Origin of the sequence: Parendozoicomonas verongulae (assembly GCF_009711465.1) — a bacterium.
Taxonomy (GTDB): Bacteria; Pseudomonadota; Gammaproteobacteria; order Pseudomonadales; family Endozoicomonadaceae; genus Sansalvadorimonas; species Sansalvadorimonas verongulae.
Window position 1 is genome coordinate 19612 of record NZ_SMME01000865.1, and the last position, 24995, is coordinate 44606.

The window sequence follows — 24995 nt, forward strand, 5'->3', positions numbered from 1 at the left end:
AGAGAGTCGGTGTCGCAGTAGGGAAGTTGCCTGACGCTAATAATAAATCGAATAAAAGAACACGGAAGCGCATATATGGCCTACCCATTTCCGGCAGCAGCCCAGAGCACACTGTCACGCTTTAAGCACAGTGTATTGGCAGCAGGAAGAGGGATGTTGAATCGGTCTCGAGCCGACTCTCGATTAGCTCACCGGCAACCGCCCGTGAGCCGCTCGGGCCTGCCTGCGCAACACCGGTTTACCTTTGAAACCCTTGAGCCGAGACTGCTGTTCTCGGCTGACCCAATGACGGCTGCCATGCAGCCTCAGGAACTGAATCATAACGTTCAGGATGGCGCCAATGAACTGTTGCTGCGGGTAATTCAGCAAGATCAAACCTCTGTGCTGCAGGTTGTGGATAATGCCAAATCCGGTGCACCCGTCGTTTACGAAGCCAATCTGGATGCAAAAAACCACATCACCATAACGGGTACCTCCGGCGACGACACTCTTATTCTGGATAAGAGCGTAACGGCTCTGGCGGATGACACTCTTCTCATTACTTTTATTGGCGAAGGTGGCACCGATACGGTGGTTGGCCCTGAGGATGATACTCAATGGGAGCTGACCGGCAGTAAGGCTGGTGCTGCCGGTGATCTGACCTTCAGCGGCGTTGAGAATGTTCTCGGCGGTAATGGTGATGACACACTGTCGTCCACTATCAGTGACGAAAACACCTGGACGATTTCTGACAATAACTCGCTGAATCTCGCGGGCATCTCATTCACAGGCATCGAAAACATAATCGGTGGCGCTGAAGGTGTACTGGATTTCTCTGGTTACAGCATTGGCGTGACTGTTGATCTGGACGCTGGCATAGCTACGGGTTTTGAAAGCGCAAGTGGCTTTAAATCCATTACCGGTTCTGATCACGATGATTATCTTGCCGGTAATAGCGGAGATAACACCATTGATGGCCGTGGGGGGGACGATGCGATCAGCGGTAGTCTTGGTGCCGATAACCTGATTGGTGGCACGGGCGTTGACACAGTGTTCGAAACCCGCGATGCCAACTTCATTCTCGAAGACGACAAACTCACCATTGATTCGGAAGAAAACACTCTATCCGGTTTTGAAACCGCATCCCTCACCGGTGGCGCGGGTGATAACTCCCTTGATGCGTCCAAATTCACTCTGGGCGGCGTTACGCTGGATGGTGGTGCGGGCGCTGATTCGCTCAAGGGTACGGCCGCAGACGATACGCTGACCGGTGGCCTTGGGGTTGATGCGATTGATGGGCTTGGTGGCACTGACACCCTGTGGGAACAGCAGGATGCCAACTTCGTATTAGCCGATGTTTCTGCCGACGATTTTACCGCTGAACTGACGGTCACCTATGCTGACATGACCAGCGACAAAGACAGTCTGGTAAATATTGAAACCGCTTACCTCGCTGGTGGCTTAAGCAACAACATCCTCGATACTTCGGCCTTTACGCTGGGCGGCGTAACTCTCGCTGGTGGAGCAGGCAACGATACCCTGAAGGGCACTGATAAAGACGATCTCTTAAATGGTGGCACCGGTGCTGATGATATTCAGGGTAATGGTGGCGTTGATACTTTGATTGAGAGTGGCAACACTCGTTATATTCTTACGGATACCAGCCTCGACTCCGCCACCGGTGTGGATGCGATCCAAACCATTACTCTTACAGGTGTCAGTGATGGCTCCTTTACCGTCACCTTCCGTGGAGAAACCTCCGAAGCCATTGCCTATGATGCCTCCACGGAACAGATTGCTGATATCCTTGGTCTGATCACTGGCCTTCACAGAGAAAATATTCAGGTAACCGGCACACCCGGTGCATGGCAGATTCAGTTTATTGGTGACCTTGGCTCACAGGATATTGAAGAGCTGGTCGTGACTGAAACTTTCTCAGCAGGCAGTGCAGCTGTCGCCACTGTTCAGAAAGGCGACAGCAACAGTGAAGTTCAGACAATCACTTTAGAGAATGTCTCTGACGGTACCTTCACTCTTTCATTTGATAGTCACACGACAGACAACCTGAATTACAATGCAACAGCTGATGAAGTGTCCTTAGCCTTACGTCAGCTCAGCAATATTGGCCACGAAGACGTAATCGTAACCAGCTTCGTCGATGGCTGGATTGTGACGTTTACCAATAACCTTGCCGCAATGGACATCAATGCGCTGACGGTGAATGGTGATTTCAACACTGGAGGCACGGCAACAGTCACCAGTGTTGATGGCGTTACCCATCTCGATACCCTCAGTGAAATCGAGAAAGCTGAACTTACCGGCGGTGCCAGCGGCAACCTGATGGACGCTTCTGGCTTCTCAGGCACAGTTAAGCTCTATGGCGGCGAGGGTATGGATACCCTGATAGGCGGCAGTGGTGCCGATGAACTCTACGGTGGCGGTGAAGCGGATACCCTCACCGGAGGTGGTGGTTCCGACATCATCGACGGTGGCGACGGCATCGATACCCTGATCGAAACCCACGATCAGGATATGGTTCTTACCAACCTCACTCTGACCCACGGTTCAGAGACTGACACCCTTTCCCAGATCGAACTCGCACAACTCACGGGCGGGGCTAGCGCAAACACCATTGATGCCTCCGGCTTTACCGGCCTGGGAATAGATACCTTTGTGCAGTACCTCGGCAATCAGTCTGGCCTTGGAACTATTGGTGGCACAGACTTCACTGTGACACTGGCCGATGGCTCCGCGGTGAATGTGAATCTCACCCATGCAGTCACTTTGCAGGATGTGCTGGATACCATTGCTGCAGCAGATACTTCAGGCAATCTCACAGCTTCTTTGAATAATGCACAAACCGGCATAAACCTGACTGATACATCAACCGGAACAGGAGCGCTGACTGTTGCTGACGTGGGCACTTCCCAAGCCGCCTCTGTGCTCGGCATTCTGAAAACAGGCTCTGCGGGTTCACTTTCTGGCAATGCCATTATCTCTGGTTTCGTGAAGCTGGATGGTGGTGCCGGTAAAGATACCCTGAAAGGCACTATCGGTAACGACTTCCTGACCGGCGGCGCAGGCGATGACGCCATCGATGGAGGCAGCGGCAACGACACACTGGTAGAAAGCCGGGATGCTAATATCACCCTGACAGACACCAGTCTGGTAACTGTAATTGGTTCACTCACAGAAACTGACACCCTGACGTCTATTGAAGGCGCCGACCTTTCCGGTGGCGCAGGCGCCAACACTCTTGATGCCAGCGCCTTTACTTTAGGCAGTGTGATTCTGCGCACCGGCGGCGGTGTGGATACCCTGAAAGGTTCCGCCAGTCACGACGACAAGTTTTATGTGGATGTCACAGGCCTGACAGCAGGAACCGACAAGGTCACTGTTAATGTGGGCGGTGGTCTGGATAACGAGATTATTGTCTCTGGCATGGATTCCAGCATCACCCAGCAGGATTTTGAGTGGGTCACGTTCACCGGTGATGCAACGTACACTGTCAACACCGGAGCTACCGCCAAGCTTGAAGGGAATGTTGATGTCGGTGGCATGAATATCAAGATTGCTGCCAGTAAAGTTGTGATTAAGGGTTACACCATAGATACCAGCCATGGGGACAAGGCTGGCGATATCACCATCAAGGGTAAGGAAATTATCATTGATGACGGGGCGCAGCTTATTGCTCTGGCCTCTTCCGATATCAGTAACTCAGTACACGGTGATATCACAATTCTTGCTGAATCCCGCCTGCTGCCATGGACCTCCGGCTGGTACAACTACGATCATCTCACTGCCAAAATTACCATCGGTAAAACAGGCGATACCTTGTTGCAAGGCGGCAATGTCACTGTTGCCTCTGTAGTCAACAGCCAAAACTATCTGTCGCAAAGCAATTCCAATAATAACAACTGGTTCCAGGAAAACGGCCTGCAATTAGCGGAAAGCCTGATTGAGTTCAGTGAAAGTCTGGCGCTGCTGGCTGCGGTGTCCCGTGCTGTGTCCGTAGCGAAGGTGGATATCGGGGCCTTTGCCCATATCGAAGCGAAAGCCTCAAACGATACCACTCAAAACACCGGCAATATCTCTGTTGCGTCGTCTTCTCTGGCTCAGGCCAGCGCCAAGCCTTACTCGTGGGGCTTTGCTGCTTCAGTGGGCATTATCGAAAACACCTCCAAGGTCACTATCAGTGGAGAGCTGGTTGCAGACAAAGATGTCTACATCCATGCCGATGCCAAGAATGTGATGGACGTGGAAGCCAACCCCACCAAACTCTCCAAGATGGCAGGCTCGGTGGCGGTGAGCGTGCTTCAGTCTACGGCAGAAGCCAATCTGGAAGGCAGTGGCAGTATAGATGCCGGTGGCAATCTGAGCTTCACCAGCAATACCTCGGAAATTAACACCACGGTCGCCCGTTCCGTTGCTGGTGTGAAAGGCAAACTGGGTGTGGCTATTGCCGTTGCTGTGGATGAAACCAACACCCGTGCTTATCTCGATGGCACCGTCACGGTTAAAGGTAATATCGACGTAGACGCCAGTCAGGATGACAATATTCTGGATGACAATGGTGCACTGTCAGGTATCGGTGCCAACGGTAATATTGGTGCCGTGGCGGACAATATTGTGGGTGTTGGGTTGTTGTTCCTCTCTCCACCAACCAGCCCGGGCATTAAGGCCTTTGCCGGTGTAGGTACCGACTCTAAGGGTGATTACCTGACCGATGCCACCAAGTCCCAGAAGAGCCGCATGTCAGACCCAATCAAGGCCGCAGGTGCTGGTTGGCTCTCTGGCAAGTGGAACTGGTTTAATGAGTGGTGGAATGCCGACTCGAAAGTTAAAACCAAAGGTGATGCCTACGATATCGCGGCGGCCATTGCTGTGCATGTGGACACCAACAAAGTCGAAGCGCGGATTGGCGATGGCGATGTTGATTCAACGAACAGACAAACTGTGCAGGCGGATGGCAGCATAACGGTTAAAGCCAAGCTGGAATCCCGCCCCAGCCTGACCGCTGATTCCAAAGCTATCGACTACGGCGCAGCCACGGGTGATGAATCCCGCTTTACTACCGAAACCGGCGTGTCTGCCGCTTTCGCCACAGGCTTTTTTAATAGTCAGTCCAAGGCGTATATCAACACCGATGCGGTGGTTGATGCCGGTGGCAATTTAACGGTTGATGCCAAGACCCTGAATCAGATTGATCCCAACAGTCTGTGGGGCGCTAACCTGATTACGCCTTTGCTGGAAGACAATCCCAAGGCGGATTACAACCATAACGATACCAACGCCACTCTGAAAACTGGAACGTTGGTGAAAAGCCAGCAAGGTTCTTACTATGAGTACATTAGCGACGTTGTTAAGAGTGATGTCGATCTGAATGATGAAAATTTTGAGGATGCCCAATACTGGCAGGAAATTAACCCTGTTCAGAACAAAATCGGCGAGTTCATAACAACTGCGACCACCTATCTTGACTCTAATCTCGGCCTGGATGACCACTTGATTGATTCCTGGACAGCCTCCCGTGCTGATGGTCAGAAGAAAGCAGGGGCGGGTTCGGTCGCTGTGCTGCTCATGCACCAGAATGCCGATGCCACCATCAAAAGCGGCGCGTCCATCAACCAGAATCAGACCATTAAGGACCTTGCCACTGAGCAAAAGGTTACGGTGTCGGCCACCAATATTGCCCATATGGTAAACCTTGGTGGTAACTTCCAACCTCCCGGTATTACGGGCGATACAGATAAACCCGCCACCGATGATGATAAAGACAAGTCCTACACCGGCTGGAAGCCTAAAACGACAGCAGGCGGCTATGGCTCCAAATCTGCAGAGGATGGCAGTGCCGTAGGCCTGGCACTACTTGGTTATTACTTCGAGAATACCACCACCGCCAAGATAGAAGACGGCGTAACCCTGTATGCCGACAGCCTGAAGGTAGATGCCGACAGCACAATTATGTCAATCACCTTTGGCGCCTCCGGCGGGCAGGCCGACAATGTGGCCTTTAACGGTTCCATGGTCGGCACTATTGTTCAAAACACTACTGTTGCCCAGATTGAAGATGGAGCCACGATTACTGTTGGTCTGGGTGATGCCGATGGCAGCGGTAACTCTCTGCTGGTACAGGCGGAAGACACGGTTTATGTATTCAGCGTGGCGGGTGCCATTGCCAGTTCAGAAACCACCGGTGTCGGTGCGTCCGTCGCTATTAACTATATCGAGCGTGATACGGAAGCACTGATTGGCAGCCGTTATGGCGACAATGATCGCTTTAGCAGTGGCGGCCTGACGGTAGACGGCGATGTAAAACTGTTTGCCCAGAATGATGGTATTGCTGCCAGTGTGGCGCTGGCGGGTGCCAAAGTCTCCAAGAGCCCTGCGGCGGACCAGGATACGCCTCCTCAGGATACGAGCTCCGGCTATTCTGACGACAGCAGTGGTTTAAGCAACTCCGATGGCTCCAGCACAACCAGCCCGGAGCTGCTGAAAACCAGCCATGATCAGAGCTATCACGACAATATCTCTGAAATGAGTAAACGCTGGAACGAGGAAGATAAAGCCAAAGAAGCCGCTAAACCGGGACAAACCGGTATGGGCATTTCTGGCTCTGTCACCATCAATATCGGTAACGATGATGCTCAGGCCTATATCCGCAATGCTTATGCCGTGGATGTGGGTGATCTCACCATCAAGGCCAACGATGCCAGCATTTATGGCGGTCTATCCGGTGCTCTGACTTATGTAAAAGACGATAACGGCGGTGTTGCCAAAGGCATTGCCGGTGCTGCGTCGTTCAGTTTCATCACTGGTACCGTGAATGGTGCTGTTGCCAGCGCCGATTCCCTGAAAGCCAACAGTATTGATATTGATGCTACCCGCAACGGCTGGGTCGCTTCCCTGACCGCTGGCATTGCTGGCGCCACAGGTCGCAACGGTATGGCTATTGCCGGTTCCGTTGCCGTGACCCGCACCACCTTTACCACCAAAACCGCATTGTCGTCTGTTAATGGTGCAACCGAGGTGACTGGTTCAACTCATCTGAATGCTGACGACAAAACCCAGATTATTCTGTTAGCGGGTTCCGGTGGCTTTGGCGCTAAGTCCGGTATTGGCTCTGCAGTAGCCTTCAGCCAGATTCAAAATACCACTGAGTCCGTCATCAGCTCCCTGAGCAGTTTCAAGCACACCGGCGATGTGACGGTGGATGCCAAGTCGTCAGGTTTGATTGTTTCTATCACTGGTTCAGTTGGGTCGGCTGGTGGTGAAAGCACTGTGGGGTTGGGAGCTGCTGGCACCCTGTCCATGAACTTTATCAACAGCACTGTTTCGTCGAAGATTCTTGATACCACAACGGTTGCCGGTTCAACGGGGAATGTCAGACTGCTGGCGGATGATGCGTCGTCTATTTATGCCTTTGCCGGTGGTTTCGCCAAAGGCAAGTCTCTCGGTCTGGGCTTTGCCCTTGGCTTTAACTTTATTGATAACACAGTGATTGCCAAGGTTTCCGGTTCCACCTTGCGCACCACCGGTGGAGTGAGCGTTAAGGCGGAGCAAAACTCTGTGCTGGGTACACTGGTGGTTGGCGGAGCGGGTGCCGAAAAGCTGACCATATCCGGTGCCATTGCCGCGACGTCTACTAATAATGAGATCACCGCTGCTATCTCCGGCGACAGTGATATTGATGTGTCTGGCGCGGTGCTGGTATCGGCCTCTGATAAAACCACCAGTGTGAACCTGTCTGGCGGGCTGGCTTACTCCTCCCAGCAGGCTGCTGGCGGTGCGGCTATTGGTGTGAACCTGATTGATAACACAGTGCTGGCTGAGATTGACAGCTCCAGGGTAAAAACAGCTTCCACTCTTGATGTGCTGGCTTCAGCTGAAAGCCTGCTGGTGAGCGTGGCTGTGGGCGGTGCCGGAGGGCAGAACTTTGCACTGGGTGGTTCTATCTCGGTGAACGAGGTGGACAACACCATTCAGGCGCGCATGAAAGATGATTCTGATGCCACGGTTGAAACCGATATTGAAGCCGCTGGTGCTATCAGCGTTGGGGCTGTTGATTCCACGACCATGGTCGTGGTTGCCGGCGCAGGTGCTTATGCAGGAAGCGGTTCTGCAGTAGGTGCCTCTGCTTCAACTACCCACGTAAACAACATGGTTCAGGCATATATCGATAACGCCACGGTTAATTCTACCGGTGCCGGTGTCAACGTGCTGGCAGGCTTTACTCCTTCTGGCTCTGATGCGGATCTTGCCAGCCTGGGTGTGGATACCTCTGAACTGCCGTCTGAAACAGACCTTGGCTCTCAGGTGATAAACGTCACCGTTGCTGGTGCCTACGCGAGTAACTTTGCTGCAGGTGCAGCCATCTCCCTGAACTGGACCAATAACACCGTTGAGGCTTATATCAATGCCTCTGATGTGGATGCTAAAAACGATGTAACAGTGGGCGCGGAAGACGATGCCAATATGATCACGGTGGCTGTTGGTGCGGCCGGTTCCGGTGGCAGCACGGCAGTCGGCGCAGCCATCGCCTACAACTACATTGGTGGTGACCCCGGTGATCCCACTCGCAATGTGGCTGAGAATCGCGATGCTATCAACGAAGGCATTGTGCGTTCCTATATCAGTGGTAACTCCACGGTAGATTCCAGCGAAGGTGCGGTGAATGTACTGGCGGACTCTGCCGCCAGAATTATCAATGTCACCATAGGTGCGGCAGGTGCCAGCACAAATGGTGTAGCGGGTTCTATTTCCATCAACTTTATGCGCAACCTTGTGAATGCCTCGGTCAAAGGCGGCGCTAAAGTGACGGGTTACACCGATGTGAATGTACGTGCTACAGCCACACCCATCATGATTATTGTGGCCGGTGGTGCGGCTGGCTCAGGCTCCAATGCGGGAGCTATTGCCTCTGCAACTAACGATATGCGCAGTGATGTGCAGGCTCGTATTGAAGGTTCAGCCACACAGGTGACTGCCAATACAGGTGATATCGTGGTGTCTGCGGCCGTGCTGAATACTGACCAGCTGCCATCTGTAGCTCTGAATGATCAGGCAGATAATGACAGTCCTGATCCTTTCCTGGATGCACAGATATGGTCGTTTACTGTCAGTGGCTCCGGTGCGGGTAGCAATGCCGGTGCACTCTCCCTTTCTCTGAACTGGATTCGTAACTCCGTTGAAGCGCGTATTTCCGACAGTGCCACGGCTCAGGCCACAAGCGGCACCGTTCGTGTAGCCGCTTCCGATCAGGCAACTCTCAACGCTCTGGCCGGTGGTGGCAGTGGCGCAGGTACGGCCTCTGGCGGCGCGGCCATTGGCTATAACTATGTGGGCGGTAACCCTGATAAACCTGGCGATAACACCACAGCAAACACAGTTAAGGCTTATATTGATAACGCCACAGTTACGGCCAATGCCGTTGAAGTGACCGCGTTGTCCAACGCCAATATCAATGTGTTCAGTGTGTTTGGTGCCGGTGCGGGCACCTTTGCCGGTGCAGGAGCTTTGTCGCTTAACTGGATTCGCAAAACCGTTGATGCCCATGTGAGCAGCGGGGCTGTTGTTACGGCCACGGGTGATATCACAATCAAGGCGATTGATTCCTCCACCATTCGCTCCGGAGCCACACAGCTGACCGGCTCAGGCACTACAGCCATTGGTGCCGCGGTGGCCTATAACGAAATTGATAACACCATCAATGCCTTTATTGATGGCTCCACCGCCACTGTTACCAGTAGCTATTCCGGTGATGTGCAGGTGCTGGCGAAATCTGACGCAACGATCTGGACGCTCGCCGCAGGTATTTCCGGTTCCGGTACAGCCAGCGTTGCAGGTTCCGCTGCAAGCAACCTGATCAGTAACGATGTGCGGGCTTACCTGAGCGGAGCCACTGTTACCACAGACGACAATATTCTGGTTCAGGCAGAATCTGACGACACCATTAAATCCTATGCTGGGACGTTGAGTGGCTCTGGCACTGTAGGTGTTGGCGGCACGGTTGTGGTGAATCAGCTGAACAACACCACAGAGGCCTATGTGTCTGGCGATTCTACTGTGATTGCCAAAGGTTCTAGTGCACTCTCTATTAAAAAGTGGGCTGATGATAACGATGGAACAGAAAGCACCGAAAACCTGAACGGCCTCGCCGTTATCGCAACCAATGAAGCGGATATTGAAGCGATTGCTGTGACTGTTGCTGTGGCCGGTCAGGTGGGTGTGGGTGCCAATATCATTGTGAACAAGGTGACCAATACCACCCGTGCCTATATCAGCGATTCTTCGATAAATAACAGTAGTAACCGTGGCAAACAGGTGAAGGTGCGGGCGCACCAGAATACCACTATCTCCAGCTCTGGCGGCACCTTGGCTGTTGGCTTGGCCGCAGCCGGTGTGGGGGCCGCCATTGATACCGATATTGTCAGCAATACCACACAGGCGTATATCGCTGACGATGATGTGAACAGCGATGTTGATAACATCTATGCCGGTGAAAGTGTGGAAGTATCTGCGCTGAGCCGGGAAAGTATTCAGTCTACCAGCGTCGGTGCAGCCTTTGGCTTCTATGCCGGTGTTGCAGGTTCAGCCTCCGGTGTGAAGAGCACGTCTAATACAGATGCCTTTATCCGTCTGGCCAATGTGACCAGTGGCGGTGCAGTGACGGTTGATGCCGACAGTCGTGTTGACCTGAAACTCTATGATGGCGCGCTTGGGGGCGGTATTGGTGGCGCAGGTATCTCCGTTGCGGTTGGCCTGCTGGATGGAAATACCCGGTCGTATATCGTAGGTGCCACAGTGAATGCTGATGGCGCTGTGAACGTGAACAGCGAAGCGGAAGAGCAAATCACCGTTATCGCCGCTTCAGGCGGAGTGGGTATCGGTGCAGCCGCTGGTTCTGTCTCGGTTGTGGAAAGCCTCTCCTATACCGGTGCCTGGATTGGTGCCCATAACTCTACCAATGCTTCTATAACCAGTGGCTCCAACACGCGGGTGCATGCCAAAGCCACCACTCATTTTGATAATGATGCGGGTGCAGGTTCTATCAGCGGTGCCGGAGCGGGGGCATCTGTGAATGTTGCTACCATCAGGAATACCGTTGATGCCCATATCGGCACGGGTACGACAGTCGTCGCTGAAGGTGATGTCAGTGTTAAGGCGGATGCAGCCCGTACGGTGGATACTCTGGTTATCTCCTTCGCGGCGGCAGGTAGCTTTGCCCTGAATGGTGCCGTGTCCGTTGTGAATATTGGTACCGGACTGGATGCCACGGGCAGTAAACAGGCGACACCAGCCCAGAGTCAGATTAACTCAGCTTTCGACAGTGATAATGAAAATGGCCTGAGTGATGATGACACGGCCACAAAAGCCAGTGCGGTATCCGACAGCAGCCTGTTTACCGTTTCTGTCAGTGAGGATCCTGCAGTATCTGACACCACCGCTTATATCGGTGAAGGGGCCGATATCACGGCCGGAAGCCAGGGCGCTTCTGCGGATATTCTGGTGCAGGCGACAGATACTGTTGATGTTACCCAGACTGTTGGCGGCGCGGCTGTTGGCGGTATCGCCGGTGTTGGGGGCGCTGTTGGCATCCTCAACCTGTCGGGCGCAACTACGGCGTTTGTGGATAACAACACAGACCTGTCGGCGACCGATGATATCACCATCAAGTCCTCTCTTGATGCGACCAAGATTGATGTGAATGTGTATGGCGGTGCTGCTGGTGGCACTGTTGGACTGGGAGCACAGGTTGCCATTGTGAACGACACTGCGACCCAAAGTGCCTTTGTGGATCATGGTACCTCTGCTTCAAATGGCGCACGTATTACCAAAGCTGATGATCTGGTTATTACCGCTGAGGCGAATCGCAACTACAACCTGGAAGCCAAGGGTGTCGCCGTAGGTGGTCTGGCCGCTGGTGCCTCGGTAGGCGATGTGGATGTGGGCGGCTCAACCTTGGCCTATCTGGGCAATTACGCACAGGTCGGGCAGGGCAGTGACACGGTGAGTGATGTGCTGATTACGGCAACATCTGATGTCACCGTTGTAGAAAATATCTGGACTGTCACCGCTGGTATCGGCGCAGGTTCAGGCAATGATGCCAATGTTCGCATTGATCCGGCGGTGAAAGCCTTTATCGGCAGTCATGCGAAGGTTGATGTCAGCAATACTGTCGATATTGAAGCGACAATGACGCCTAAGGCAGATGTTACCGTTCATGGCGTTAATGCAGGATTAGCTGCGGTTGGCGTATCGCTGACAGATATTGTTATCGCCCCCGACGTGATTGCCTCCCTCGGCAACCCGGATGATGCAACCAGCGGCAGTGTGCAGATATCTGCCAGCAGTTTGAGCCTGAATGCGGAAACCAAGGTTCCAAGCAATAGTTATTCAGCCAAAGCCTACTCTCTCGGTGCTGCCGGTGCCTTGATTGGTGTGGATGCCACCATCGCTGAAATCAACAACAACAGCACTGTGAAGAGTTTTGTGGCAGACGGCTCCAGTCTTGTAATTACCGGTGCCACGTCCATTTCTGCCGCCAACAACACCAAACAGAAAGCGGAAGCGGACAGCTACTCCGGCGGCTTACTCGCTGCAGGTGGCAGTTCCGCAAAAGCGAAAACCGATACCAAAACCTTCGCCTTCCTGGGAGATGGTGTTGATCTGGATGGTGGAACGCTCGAAATCACCGCAGTAGGCACAGATAACAACTATGCCGAAGGCACTGCGGGTGCGGGTGGTCTGGCTGCTGGAACGGGTACAGAAGCGTTCACAGTCAATAAGAGCACGGTTACGGCAGAAATCCGTGACGGTGCAAGCGGTAAGAGTATCGACCTCACCAATCGTGGCGATGGCACAGTGGTGATCAAGGCGCAGCAGAACGCGACGTTCGACAGCAAGGTGAAAGTCGGCTCTGGTGGTGTATTAGGCGCGGTGGGTGCCAAAGCGGATCACACTGTGAATGCTAATGTCACTGCAGCTATTGGTGCGGACGCTGTGGTGAAAGCCACCGATCTGGATATGGATGCCATCACCAAGCTACGTAAGAACGTGGTGTCTGGTGACAATATTCGTGGCACAACTGGCGGTGTGGCCAGCGCAGCCGGTGCAGACAGCATTACTACTATCGATATGAATACCCGGGTGGTGATTGGTGACAGCGCAGATATCACTGTGATGGATGGTGCCACAGCAGCGGGCGATCTCACTCTGGATGCTCTGAACGACTTTGATATTCGGGATCAGGTCACGTTGATCTCCGGCGGTGCTCTGGCCGGTGCCGGTGCCACCTTGGAGATCAAGACCAATACTAATCTGGCAGAAATTGCCGTGGGCAACAGCGCAACACTGACCAGCGCTGGCGATGTGCAGATGTCGGCTCGTGGAACCGGCACAGCCATCGGTAAAGTGAGCGTGGATACCTACGGCGCCGCAACCGTTGCTGCCGCAGATACCCGGGTAGAAATCTATCCGGAGAACCGGGTGAGTTTTGCGGCGAACAGTCAGGTTTCAACGGATGGTGATTTGAATATCTCAACCGGAACGGACACCAGTTTCAACCGGGATCAATACAAGCTGGATGCCCAGACCGACAGTTTTGCAGGCAGCGCAATTCCCATTAGCAGCCTGGATGCGACTGCCAAACTGGTTCAGAACAACACCATTACCGTCGCCGCTGGCGCCTTGCTGGAAACCGCCCGTGATGCCCGCTTGCATGCGGAAAGGCTGGGCTTTGCGGATATGTATGCCAAGGCCAAAGGGGTGAACTGGGCCAGTGCCTTGGCGGATGCCATTAACGGTGGTACCGAACTCTATGACGGCACTATCAAAACAGAATCCCATGCTGCCGTTGATATAGATGGCACCGTGCGCACAGGTATTGATCGGCATCAGGAGCTGGTGCTGGATATAGAGGAGAGCTATGCCTATGAATATGATGATGAGCTAGAAGAGAATGTCCGTGTAAATACTAGTAAGGTAGTAAGCAGTAAGCAGACTGATGGCATTGATTTTCGTGTAACCACAGATGAGTTGGACTCCGAGCTGGTACAGGAGCTGAAATACGCTCAGGATCAGCTGAACCAGTACAAGGATTCCAACGCCAACCTGAAAGCTTTCTATGAGGGTGAAGTGGCTCGTATTACCGCAGAGCTGCAAGCGCAGGGACTGTGGACGTCAGACGGCAAGTATTCCGGTTACACCAAACAGGATATTCTTGTTGCCGAGATCAGCCCTGTCTGGGCTCAGGCGGGTGTGATTGATGTCCGTTCCGATGTGCTGGTGGGTGACGGTTCTCTGGACGCTCCCGGTGATGCCAAGGTTGAGATTACCAATAACACCGCAGCATTCCTGGATATCAAAGGGGTTGTGATTCCTGATTCCAACGGTGGCCTGTTCCTGAATGGTGTGGAAGTTGCCAGTAATTCGGATGTGGACACCTACAGTCAGGCGGATGAAGGTGTTTCTGTCGGTTCCGCGAACTTCTCTACGATTACGGCAGGTGGGAGCGTTAACCCTCCTGAGATCATTATCAGCAATACCTTTACTCCTGTTGGTGGTATTCCTACACCGGATATCACTATTTCTGGTGATGTTGAAAACTCGCAGGGTTCCCTGACAGTCAGTAACCCCAACGGCAAGGTCACCTTTAATGCGCAGGTGCGTGCGGAAAATATGAACGTAGTGGGTAGAAGCGTTTATATCAGCGGCCTGACGGATTACAGCGTTGGCGGTGAAACCTATTCCAAGCTGGATAGTTTGACAAATAATGGCCAGAAGGCAGCACTGGCTGACGCACTTGTTGTTAACGAATTAACCAAAAATCCAAACCGAGTCAGCCTCTACGGTGATCGCATTGTGATCAGTGCGGAATACCTGAACCTGAACGGCATCATGCAAAGTGGTAAGCCGGATTACAGCCTGACCCTCGGCACAGCGACAGCCAATGAGATTGCCAGTATTGGCAATTCAAAAACCGGCCTGGTGAAACTGACTACGGCATCCACCGACGATTACACCGTTTACTACAACACCACCACCGGCAAGATTGAGGTGGAGGAAATTCGGGTAAGTGGTGGTTATATCGAGCTGGAAGGTCACCTGCTCAATACTGGTTACGGTGAGATTGAACTCTTGGGTGGCTACGGCAAAATCAGTGTCACCAACAACACGTCTTATGATGTGGTTGTGAAGAGTCTGGATGCCTCCCAGCGTGGTGAAGGCACACTGGTTCTCAAGGATAAAGCCAAAGGCTCCAGCAACAACCCTCATGTGACTATCTACACCAAGGATGAGAACGGGGTCAGCATTGTTGAGGATGGTAAGACTGACCGTACCAGCAGCAGTAATTCTTACTCCTATGGCATCAGGGAAGGCTGGCGTTATGGCTGGTCTGTGGATGTGCTGGATGCAACCCGCCACTACAAAACAGAAAAGAAGAGTGCCTGGTTAGGGATTGATGATCTGGCCAAAGATCCCCCCAATGACTATTGGGATACTACAGAGCGTCTGGCAGGCCCAACCCTGACCGATGAAGGGCCGTACTTCTATCTGGATGCTGGCAAAAAGAATGATGCCTACATCCATACGCAGGTTGGCGATATTAATGAGGATAAAACCCGCACCTATATCGAAGACCGCTGGCAGACCAGTACTTGGTACGGCAAGAAAACCTACTACACCAAGTGGGTGAAGGAAGAGTACAAAACCACCACCCACACCCATACGGTGAAAGCCGACTACGGCGTGAATATCAACTTTATTGGTTACGAGGCTGGTGAGGTGAACCTGACCTCCACAGTGGCCGGAGCCGATATTCTGATAGACGGCAGTATCCGTAACAGCTCCGGTACCACCACGATCACCTCCAGGGGGGATATTCGCCAGACCAGTGATAGTTCCTACATCACTGGCAAGAACGTGGTGCTCTCTGCCACTAATGGCAATATCGGTAAGGTCATTGTTGATGCTGAAGGCAATCTGGTGGATTCCGGTGCACTGACTGTGAATCTGGCCAGTGTCGACAGTGCCAGTCTGAGTACCACTGCAGGCGGCGTTATTCATATAGCGTCCAGCTCTGGTGATCTGGTTATCGACGATGTGCAGGCAGGTAGCGGCAAGACTGTACGACTGGATGCCAAGGATTCCATCACAATTGCCACGGGTAAAACCGGCTCTATTTCAGGCGGTCGTGTTGAGCTGGTGGCGGAAGAAGGGGGGGTGGGTAACAGCGTATCCAAACCTCTGCAGGTGAACTCCGGTTCCGGGCTTGCTCACCATCTCACGGTCAACGCCAAGACTGATGTTTTTGTGAAAGAAACCAGTGGTGACCTGCGCCTGAAGGAAGTGATATCCGACAGTGGCAATGTTTATATCGAAGTCACCAACGGCCACCTGATTGATGCCAACGATAATGCCGAACGTGATGAGCGCACGGAACAGGAACTGCTGAATGGCCTGTGGACTGATCTCCAGCTGACCGATGGCACCGGTGCCCAGAGCAAGATCGACCAAACCATAGCGGAAGCGGAAAACAATCGGGTTCAGGAGTATAGAAGTTACTGGCAGTACCGTGCCATGCAGGCTGACCCCAACGTTTACGACAGCACATTCGTCGTATCTCTGACCGTTGCCGAAGATGAGTACTACACCACCGCAGGCTGGACGGATGCTGAGAAACAGGCTCTGGTTACCAAGCGCACGGATGAGTATCACAATCTCCACAAAACCTACGGCAGTGGTAATAACTACGATGAAAACTACAGCTATACCCTGAGCGATGTCGAGCGAGAGAGCTTGGTCGGCAGCATTAAGGTCTGGACAGAAGCTGAACTGCTCAACCTCTACAGTGCCGGATTGATTGAACCTATCACCGATACGCAAGTGACGGTAGAAGGGGCCAATATCGCCGCAGCGGGCACCGTGACCGTTAAGGTCATTGGCACCGATAAGAGCATCGGTTCGGCCACCGGATATTATGATATTGATTTCAGTGATCCGAACTTCGCTCTGACGGATGCGGATCGTATTGCTCTGTCTGCGGCAGAACGTGCCGATGTGACTTATCTGGCCGGTGATATCTCTTCTGCCTATGTGAACTTTATTCACAGCAACAGCACCAACGATAAAATTGTGCGCAAAGATAACGGCAGCTGGCTTGATGATGGTTTCCGGGCAGGCATGACCATTCAGGTTTTCGGCAATGCCGAAAATACCAATCAGAATGGTGAGTTCTTCACCATTGAATCTTTGACCGCGACAACCATTACCCTGTCGTCCAGTGACCAGCTGTCTACAGAATACCGGGTGAATATTGCCCTCGCTGAAATTGTGTTCGATCCTGCGAGCAATGGCGCATCCATAACCGGAATCCGCATCGACCTGCGGGATGATGTGGATGTAGATGCTGCAGACGCTATTTCCGCATCGGCAGACGGGGATGTGTTCCTGGGCTCTGAACAGGATATCAAGCTGGGTGAAGTTCGTGCTGGTGATACTGCACGAATCAAGACCAGCCAGTCTATTGTCAACCTGTCCGGTGGCAATGTGACCAATATCATCAGTAATGACCTGATACTGGAAGCGGCGGATGGTTCTATCGGCTCATCCTCTAGCCCACTGACTATTGATATTGCCAGTGATGCCGTTCTCACCGCCCGTGTGAGTGGCGATATTCACATTACCGAGCGCACCGGTAATATTAATGTTGGTACTCTCTATGCCCAGTCTGGTGGTATCTATCTCACCGCAGACAGCGGCGCCATTGTTGATGGTCTGAACCATGACTTTGCCAATATCAGCGCGGCAACTGAACTTGTACTGAATGCTTCAGCCGGTGTTGGTGAGTCTGGCGACTATCTGGAAACTGATCTGGGCGTAAATGCTGTACTTGATATCTCTGCCGGCTCCGACGTTCTTGTTCACGAAGTGCTGAACAATATGAACATCCGTCAGGTCGTAGCGGATGGCGGTGATATTGATCTGCGTGCCCATCAGGCGATTCTTGATGCTGATGATAATCCTGATGCGGACGTGATCGGCAACTCTATTACGCTAACGTCTGATCTCGATGCTATCGGTGTGTCCGGCAACGATCTGGATATTAACAGCGCTTGGCGCTCTGCAGGCACTGTCACCACATCCAGTGCTCGGGATACTTATCTGATTGAAACCGATGGTGATCTCTCGATTAACACCATTGGCACGGGCAACGGCTTTACCGCATTTATTTTAGGCCGTGACGACATTTACAACGGTAACAGCGATGCCAATGCTTCCAACGTAACCTCCGGCAAAACCCGCCTCTATGCTGAAGGCAATATTGGTACGGTCAATAAACGACTGCAAACCACTGTTGGTTATATGGAAGGCGCATCCATCAATGGCGATGTCTGGATTACCAATACCGGGCATCTCACCATTGGTGGTTTGGGTCAGGCGAATGGCATGGTGGCTTCCGGCGATGTGAACCTTGAAGCCCACAGCCCGATTACCATTGAAAAATCGATTGTAAGTAACGCCGGTGATATCTCTATAACCTCAGGAGATGAATCCGGTGCGAACGATGATTATCTGACTGTTGGCAGTGGCGTACTGATTCAGGCAGTTGCAGGCACCGTGACCCTGCAATCGGGCGATAATCTGACTATTGAAACCGGCGCAACGGTGTCTGCTTCGGGTGACCTGACCCTGCTGGGTGATTACGGCAATGCGGAAGCTGCCGGTGTCACTATCCATAGCCTGGGAACGCTAACCGGTGCCAATATCACCATCTCTGGTGAGTCCGATGCAGACATCATCATTCTGGATGGTGCTGTGACTACAGCAGGAAAGCTCGATGTCTCCGGTAAAGAGAGCAATGACCGCATCGAACTGCTGGGCTCAATTACCGGCTCTACACGCATAGATATTGGTGGTGGAAAAGGTAATGACATTCTCCTCATTGATGCCATATTACTGGCCGGTGACACCTATGTTGTGGGTGGCGAAGGAAACGATATCCTTGAGGTGAAAGAGTTGCACTCCCGCAGCGAAGTGCTCTCTCTGGATGGTAAAGGCGGTGGTGACCAGTACATCATCACCATGAGAGATGTGGACGCTGATGGCACGACACTGACCGACTACACCATTGATATCAACGATTCCGGTACTGCCGCTGATGGTGCTGATAGCCTGACCATTCATGGGCGTGGTTATGCCGGTGATGCGGGTGCCGAAACCGACGACATCTTCCTTGTAAGAGATAACTTCATAACCCGTTTTCACGGGGAGCTGGCAACCAATACCTTTGTAGACCAGATTGAGCGCATCAACTACAACGCCACCCTGAACGATGCAGGCGGCGGTGTATTCCTTAACGGTGGTGATGGAAGCGACAGCTTCTTCTTCGACAACACCAGCGCCATTATGACAGTAGACGGTGGCAGCGGTGTGGATAGCTTCCAGGTAGGCCAGATCTTTGGTGAAGCCCCTGTAACGGCTGTGGGAGATGAAGTGGAAGGTACAGCGGTCACCCGGGGCTTCCTGAGTTATGGCAATAGTGAAGCCCTGATCCTGAAGGGCGGTTCGGAAGGCGACAACTTTATTGTCTATAGCAACAAAGCCGACCTCGTGATGATGGGTGAAGACGGCAACGATGAGTTCGTTGTACGCGCCTTTGTTGCTGATGGTGACATTGATCTGCAAGGTGGTGACGACGATGACACCATTGATTACAACGTGAACGCGCCACTGAGCATTGATGGCGGAGCAGGTTTCGATACCCTGACGGCCATCGGCACCGAGAAAGACGACACATTTGTAGTGACCCGTGATTCCATCGTCGGTGCTGGTTTGACGATCACCTACGACAATCTGGAATCGGTGGATGTGGATGCTCTGGAAGGTAACGATACCTTCATTGTTGAAAGCACCCGCACCGGTGTTATCACCCGACTGATTGGTGGTCTGGGCAGCGATAACTTTATTGTCGGCTCCAAAGGCTTAACGGCTGATATCCAGGGCTCGCTTATTATTGAGGGCAGCCTCACCACTGTTGACCGCTCCCTGAGAACACCGGTTGTACTGCCCAGCGAACAGGCGGAGTCGGCACTGGATATTCCATCCATCACCGATGAAACCATTCAGACCGATACCCTGACAGTGTTTAATGATGCCAGCACTACGAACGACCGTGGTGTACTGACAACAACCTCTCTGACCGGCTTGAATATGGACGACAAGGCACTGGTTGTGGATGGCGAAAATGGTGAGCCGGATCTAACCATTGCCGGTGGTATCAGCTATTACGGTATTGATGCGTTTGAGCTGGTGATGGGACAAGGGGATGACTCGCTGGATATTGATGTCACCTCTGTCTCGGCCAGCGGCGCTATGGCTTTTGCCCATAACGCAGCCTTGAATAGCAGCACAATCACCCGTCAGGATGGCGGCAACTGGTATGACGAAGGCTACCGGGTTGGGGATACCATTGAAATCAGCGGCACGGCCAATAATAACGGTCTGTTTACGATTGCTTCTATCTCCCCTGATGGCGTCCAGCTGTTGTTGGCGGCTGGTGAACTGGTGGATGAATCGGTAGCGGCCACTGTTAAGCGACAAAGCCCGATTACCGTAGTGCACGGTGGTGGTAACCAGAGCAGCGATGGTGCTGATACCTTCAATGTTTACGGTGGTGAAGGTGCTACCACACCTCTGATCCTGTTTGGTGATACTGCCCAGAATGGCAGCCGCTATAGTGGGCTACGCGGTGATGGACTGGATGCGGTTATTACATTCAACACCGCTGGTAATGATGTGATTGATGCCAGTCGTGCATCCAATGGTATTACGGTTTACGGCGGTGCCGGTAACGATTCACTGACAGGTTCTTCTGGCGATGACCGCATCTACGGTGGCTCAGGGAACGACACCATCAACGGCCTTGGAGGTAATGACTTCCTCTATGGTGATTCCGGAATCAACATTGACATATCTTCCCGTCTGACACTGGCATCCCAGGTACTTACCGTTGTAACTGAGCCCGATTTGGTTAACGACTTTGCGAATAGCGATAACCTGCAAACGGGCAATGATGTTGTTGATGGTGGCTCCGGCGACGATGTGATTCTGGGTGATCATGGCGTGATTACCCAAACTCACGATGGTTCTGTGGAGCAACTGCGATTGATGTCTACCGGCCAGTTGGTGCATATCGAAACCAGTGAAGAAAGCCAGGGTGGTGATGACATCATTCGTGGCGGCGATCATGACGATAGGATTCTGGCGGGCTCTGGTGCTGATCAGGTTTCCGGCGGTGCAGGCAAGGATATTTTGCTGGGCGACAATGGTGAGATTGATCTGAATGCCGATGGTGATCTGCTGACCATTGATTTGGTGCAAAACCGGAACGTAGATTACGGTGGAAACGACACCCTGCAAGGCAACAGTGGTAATGACTGGTTACTGGGAGGCTTGGGTGACGACGCCATTTATGGTGCGAATGAAGATGGCAGCGCTCCAGGTTTGCTGGAAACAGACGACGATCTGATTCTGGGAGACTTTGGTGTTATTACTCTGGCGGCAGGGCAAGTGATTAGTCTGGCTTCTATACAGCTCCAGAAAGGCGGTAATGACACTATTCATGCTGCAGGTGGTAATAATATTGTCATTGCAGGTCACGGTGCGGATGACGTTACCACCACAGGTGGCGATGACATTGTGATTGGCGATAACGGCATTGCTGAATTCACTGATGGCAGCTTAATCACGCTTGCCAGCACTGATCTGAATGATACCACCGGCGGCGGTGATGTGCTCACAGTGGGCGATGGTTTTAATCGTGTAATTGGCGGAATAGGCGCTGACACCATCACCGGCGGCACTGGCGTTGATCACGTGCTCGGTGATCACGGCACCCTTACCTATGACGTAAACAACATCCTGCAAAAAGCCGAAAGCCGCCTGATTGATCAAGGTGGTGATGACACAATCGCTCTGGCAGAAGGCAATAACGTTGTAATTGCTGGCCAGGGTTCAGATGAAGTCACCACAACTGGCGGAGACGATATTGTTATCGGTGATAACGGTATTGCTGAATTCACCGATGGCAGCTTAATCACACTCTCCAGCACTGATCTGGACGATGCCACCGGCGGCGATGATGTGCTCACAGTGGGCGATGGTTTTAATCGTGTAATTGGCGGAACCGGTAATGACACAATCATCGGTGGTTCTGGGGTTGACCATGTGCTCGGCGATCACGGTACGCTCATCTATAACGTAAACAACATTCTACAGCGTGCTGAAAGTAGTCTGATTGACCAAGGTGGTGATGACACAATCACTCTGGCAGGCGGCAATAACGTTGTCATTGCTGGTCAAGGTGCCGATGAAGTCACCACAACCGGCGGAGATGATATTGTCATCGGCGATAACGGCACAGCTGAATTCACTGATGGCAGATTGATCACGCTCACCAGCACAGATTTGGATGACTCTACCGGTGGTGGTGATGTACTCACAACGGGTGATGGCTTTAACCGAGTCATCGGTGGTACAGGAAACGATATTATTACCGGCGGTACTGGTGTTGATCACGTGCTCGGCGATCACGGCACACTCACCTACGACGTAAACAACATCCTGCAGAAAGTTGAAAGCCGTCTGATTACTCAGGGTGGCAGTGACATTATTTCCCTGCTTGGTGGCGATAACCTTGTGATTGCCGGCCAGAGTGGGGATAACGTTTCAACATACGGCGGCGATGACATTGTTATCGGTGACAACGGAATTGCCGGGTTCGATAACGGGCGCCTGGTCACCCTGATCAGTACCGACCTTGATGACGCCACAGGCGGCAGCGATGCCCTCTTTGTTGGTGGAGGCTTCAATCGCGTGATTGGTGGTACTGGCAGTGATGTGATTACCGGTGGTACAGGAAGTGATCATGTAATTGGTGACCACGGTCGGCTGATTTACGAGAACGATATTCTGCAAACCGCAACCAGTAACCTCATTGCAGAAGGCGGAAATGATGTAGTCACTTTGGCCGGTGGCGATAATGTTGTGATTGCCGGGCAGGGCTCCGACAATGTCACCACAACTGGCGGGGACGACATTGTTGTTGGTGATAATGGCACAGCCCAGTTTACCAACGGCAAACTGATAACACTGAAGAGTACCGATCTTGATGACACAACCGGCGGTAACGATGTTCTGACAGCAGGCAACGGCTTTAATCGTGTGATTGGTGGTACGGGGAATGACACCATTACTGGTGGCACCGGTGTCGACCACGTGATTGGCGATCATGGTCGTATGACCTGGGATGAGTCCGGTATTCTCCGTGAAGCTATAAGTCTGCTGCCTTCCCAGGGTGGCAACGACGCTATCTTTGTATCCAATGGGCAAAATGTTGTTATTGCCGGTATGGCCGATGACCGGCTTGTCACCGGTCGTGATGATGACCACATTCTCGGCGACAACGGCATTGTTCAGTATGATTCCGCAGGCGTTATTACCCTGATTGAAACGCGGGATTTTGCCCTCGGCGGCAATAATAACCTGCAAGCCGGTGATGGCGATAATCTAGTGCTGGCTGGCTTTGGCAATGATAATGCAGGCACAGGCTCAGGCAACGATACCGTGATTGGCGACAACGGCCGAATAACCTTTGTCGATGGCGTACGTGCTCGAGTTGACACTCTGGATAGATCCGCAATCACCGGTGGCAACGACACTGTAACTCTTGGAGCTGGTGAAGATCAGGCACTCGGTGGCGTGGGTGGTGATAACATCACAAATACCAGCGGTGAAACTATTATCCTTGGTGATAACGGTTATATCGAGAGCGATGCTTCTGGCCGTTATGTGAAAGTGACTACGGGCAGTATTACCCTTGGTGGCAGCGATAACCTCATCGGCGGCTCAGGCAGAGATATTCTGTTTGGTGGTGTTGGAGGTGATGAGCTGACAGGTAATGATGGTGATGACCTGCTGGGCGGTGATGGAAGTCAGGTAACCAGAACCGCTACCAGTCTGATCTTTGAGGCCATCGATTTCTTTACCGGTGGGGATGACATTCTCAACGGTGGCGAGGGGCTGGATCGCATGATCGGTGCCTTCGGTAATGATCTGTTCTACGGAAATCTGTCTGAAGATGTGATGGTAGGTGAATATGCCCGGATGACCTTCGATGAATCTGGCCCCAATGCGCGAGCAACAACGATTGTCACGTTGTCACCGGGGCGCCTCGATCTGTTAAGACTCACAGAGCAAGACCTCTACACCAAGGTAAATGAAGTCTTCTCTACGGATTACATAGATCTGCGCCCAATCCGCGCCTTCGGCGAGCAGGCAGCCTTAACTGATAATCCAGGCCTCACCAGCTTGCTAAAAAGCATGGGCGGTGCCGGTATGATTAGCAGTTCTGGAGAACAGGCTGCAGGTATTGATTACCCACTGCCAACAGAGCCCACGGCTGCAGGTGAGGAGGATGATAGCGTAGGCTCCGCGGATGAGTGTGCAGAGAGTGAGTTAGTCTCTGTAGATGACTATGGTCGCCTTATCTGTGAGCCTGAGTCTTCTGACGCAGAAGAGTCGGAAGACGCTGTTGAGCCGGAAGGTGAAATGGAAGTTGATGGCATGACTGATGAGTTTGAGGAAGCTCCTCTTGATACGGAAGCTGCTGCAGGCTCAATGATTCTGGCCTCTGCTGCACTGATGCGTAGCAGGAAGAAAACAGAACGTTTTGATTCCGGCGCTATCAATAACCTCAGTAAACACCCTCAACAAAGTAAAAAGCGTTTTATCCCTTGGGATAAAGTCGCGCTTTAAGGTATGTTGTTCAGGAGGGCCTGAGGAGAGGGTCTCCTCAGGCTGAATCTGCCTGAATGAAGTTTCAGCATGCAAAAAACAATAAATAAAAAAGAAAAACAAAGTTCAAATGAAACAGTAGCCTCCAAAGTAGGGTGGCACTCTCTTTCTACACTCTTGTCCTCGCAGGGAGACGAGGCCTTTTATCAAACCTGGTT

At 52.5% G+C, this 24995-nt stretch carries 1 protein-coding gene; it reads left to right on the forward strand.

Annotated features, from left to right (window positions below; all coding sequences use genetic code 11):
• The first annotated feature begins 204 nt into the window (after positions 1-204).
• Complete coding sequence (locus tag E1189_RS18725; RefSeq protein WP_196221519.1) at positions 205-24798, forward strand: LEPR-XLL domain-containing protein; 24594 nt, start codon at positions 205-207, stop codon at positions 24796-24798.
• Positions 24799-24995: the final 197 nt, after the last annotated feature.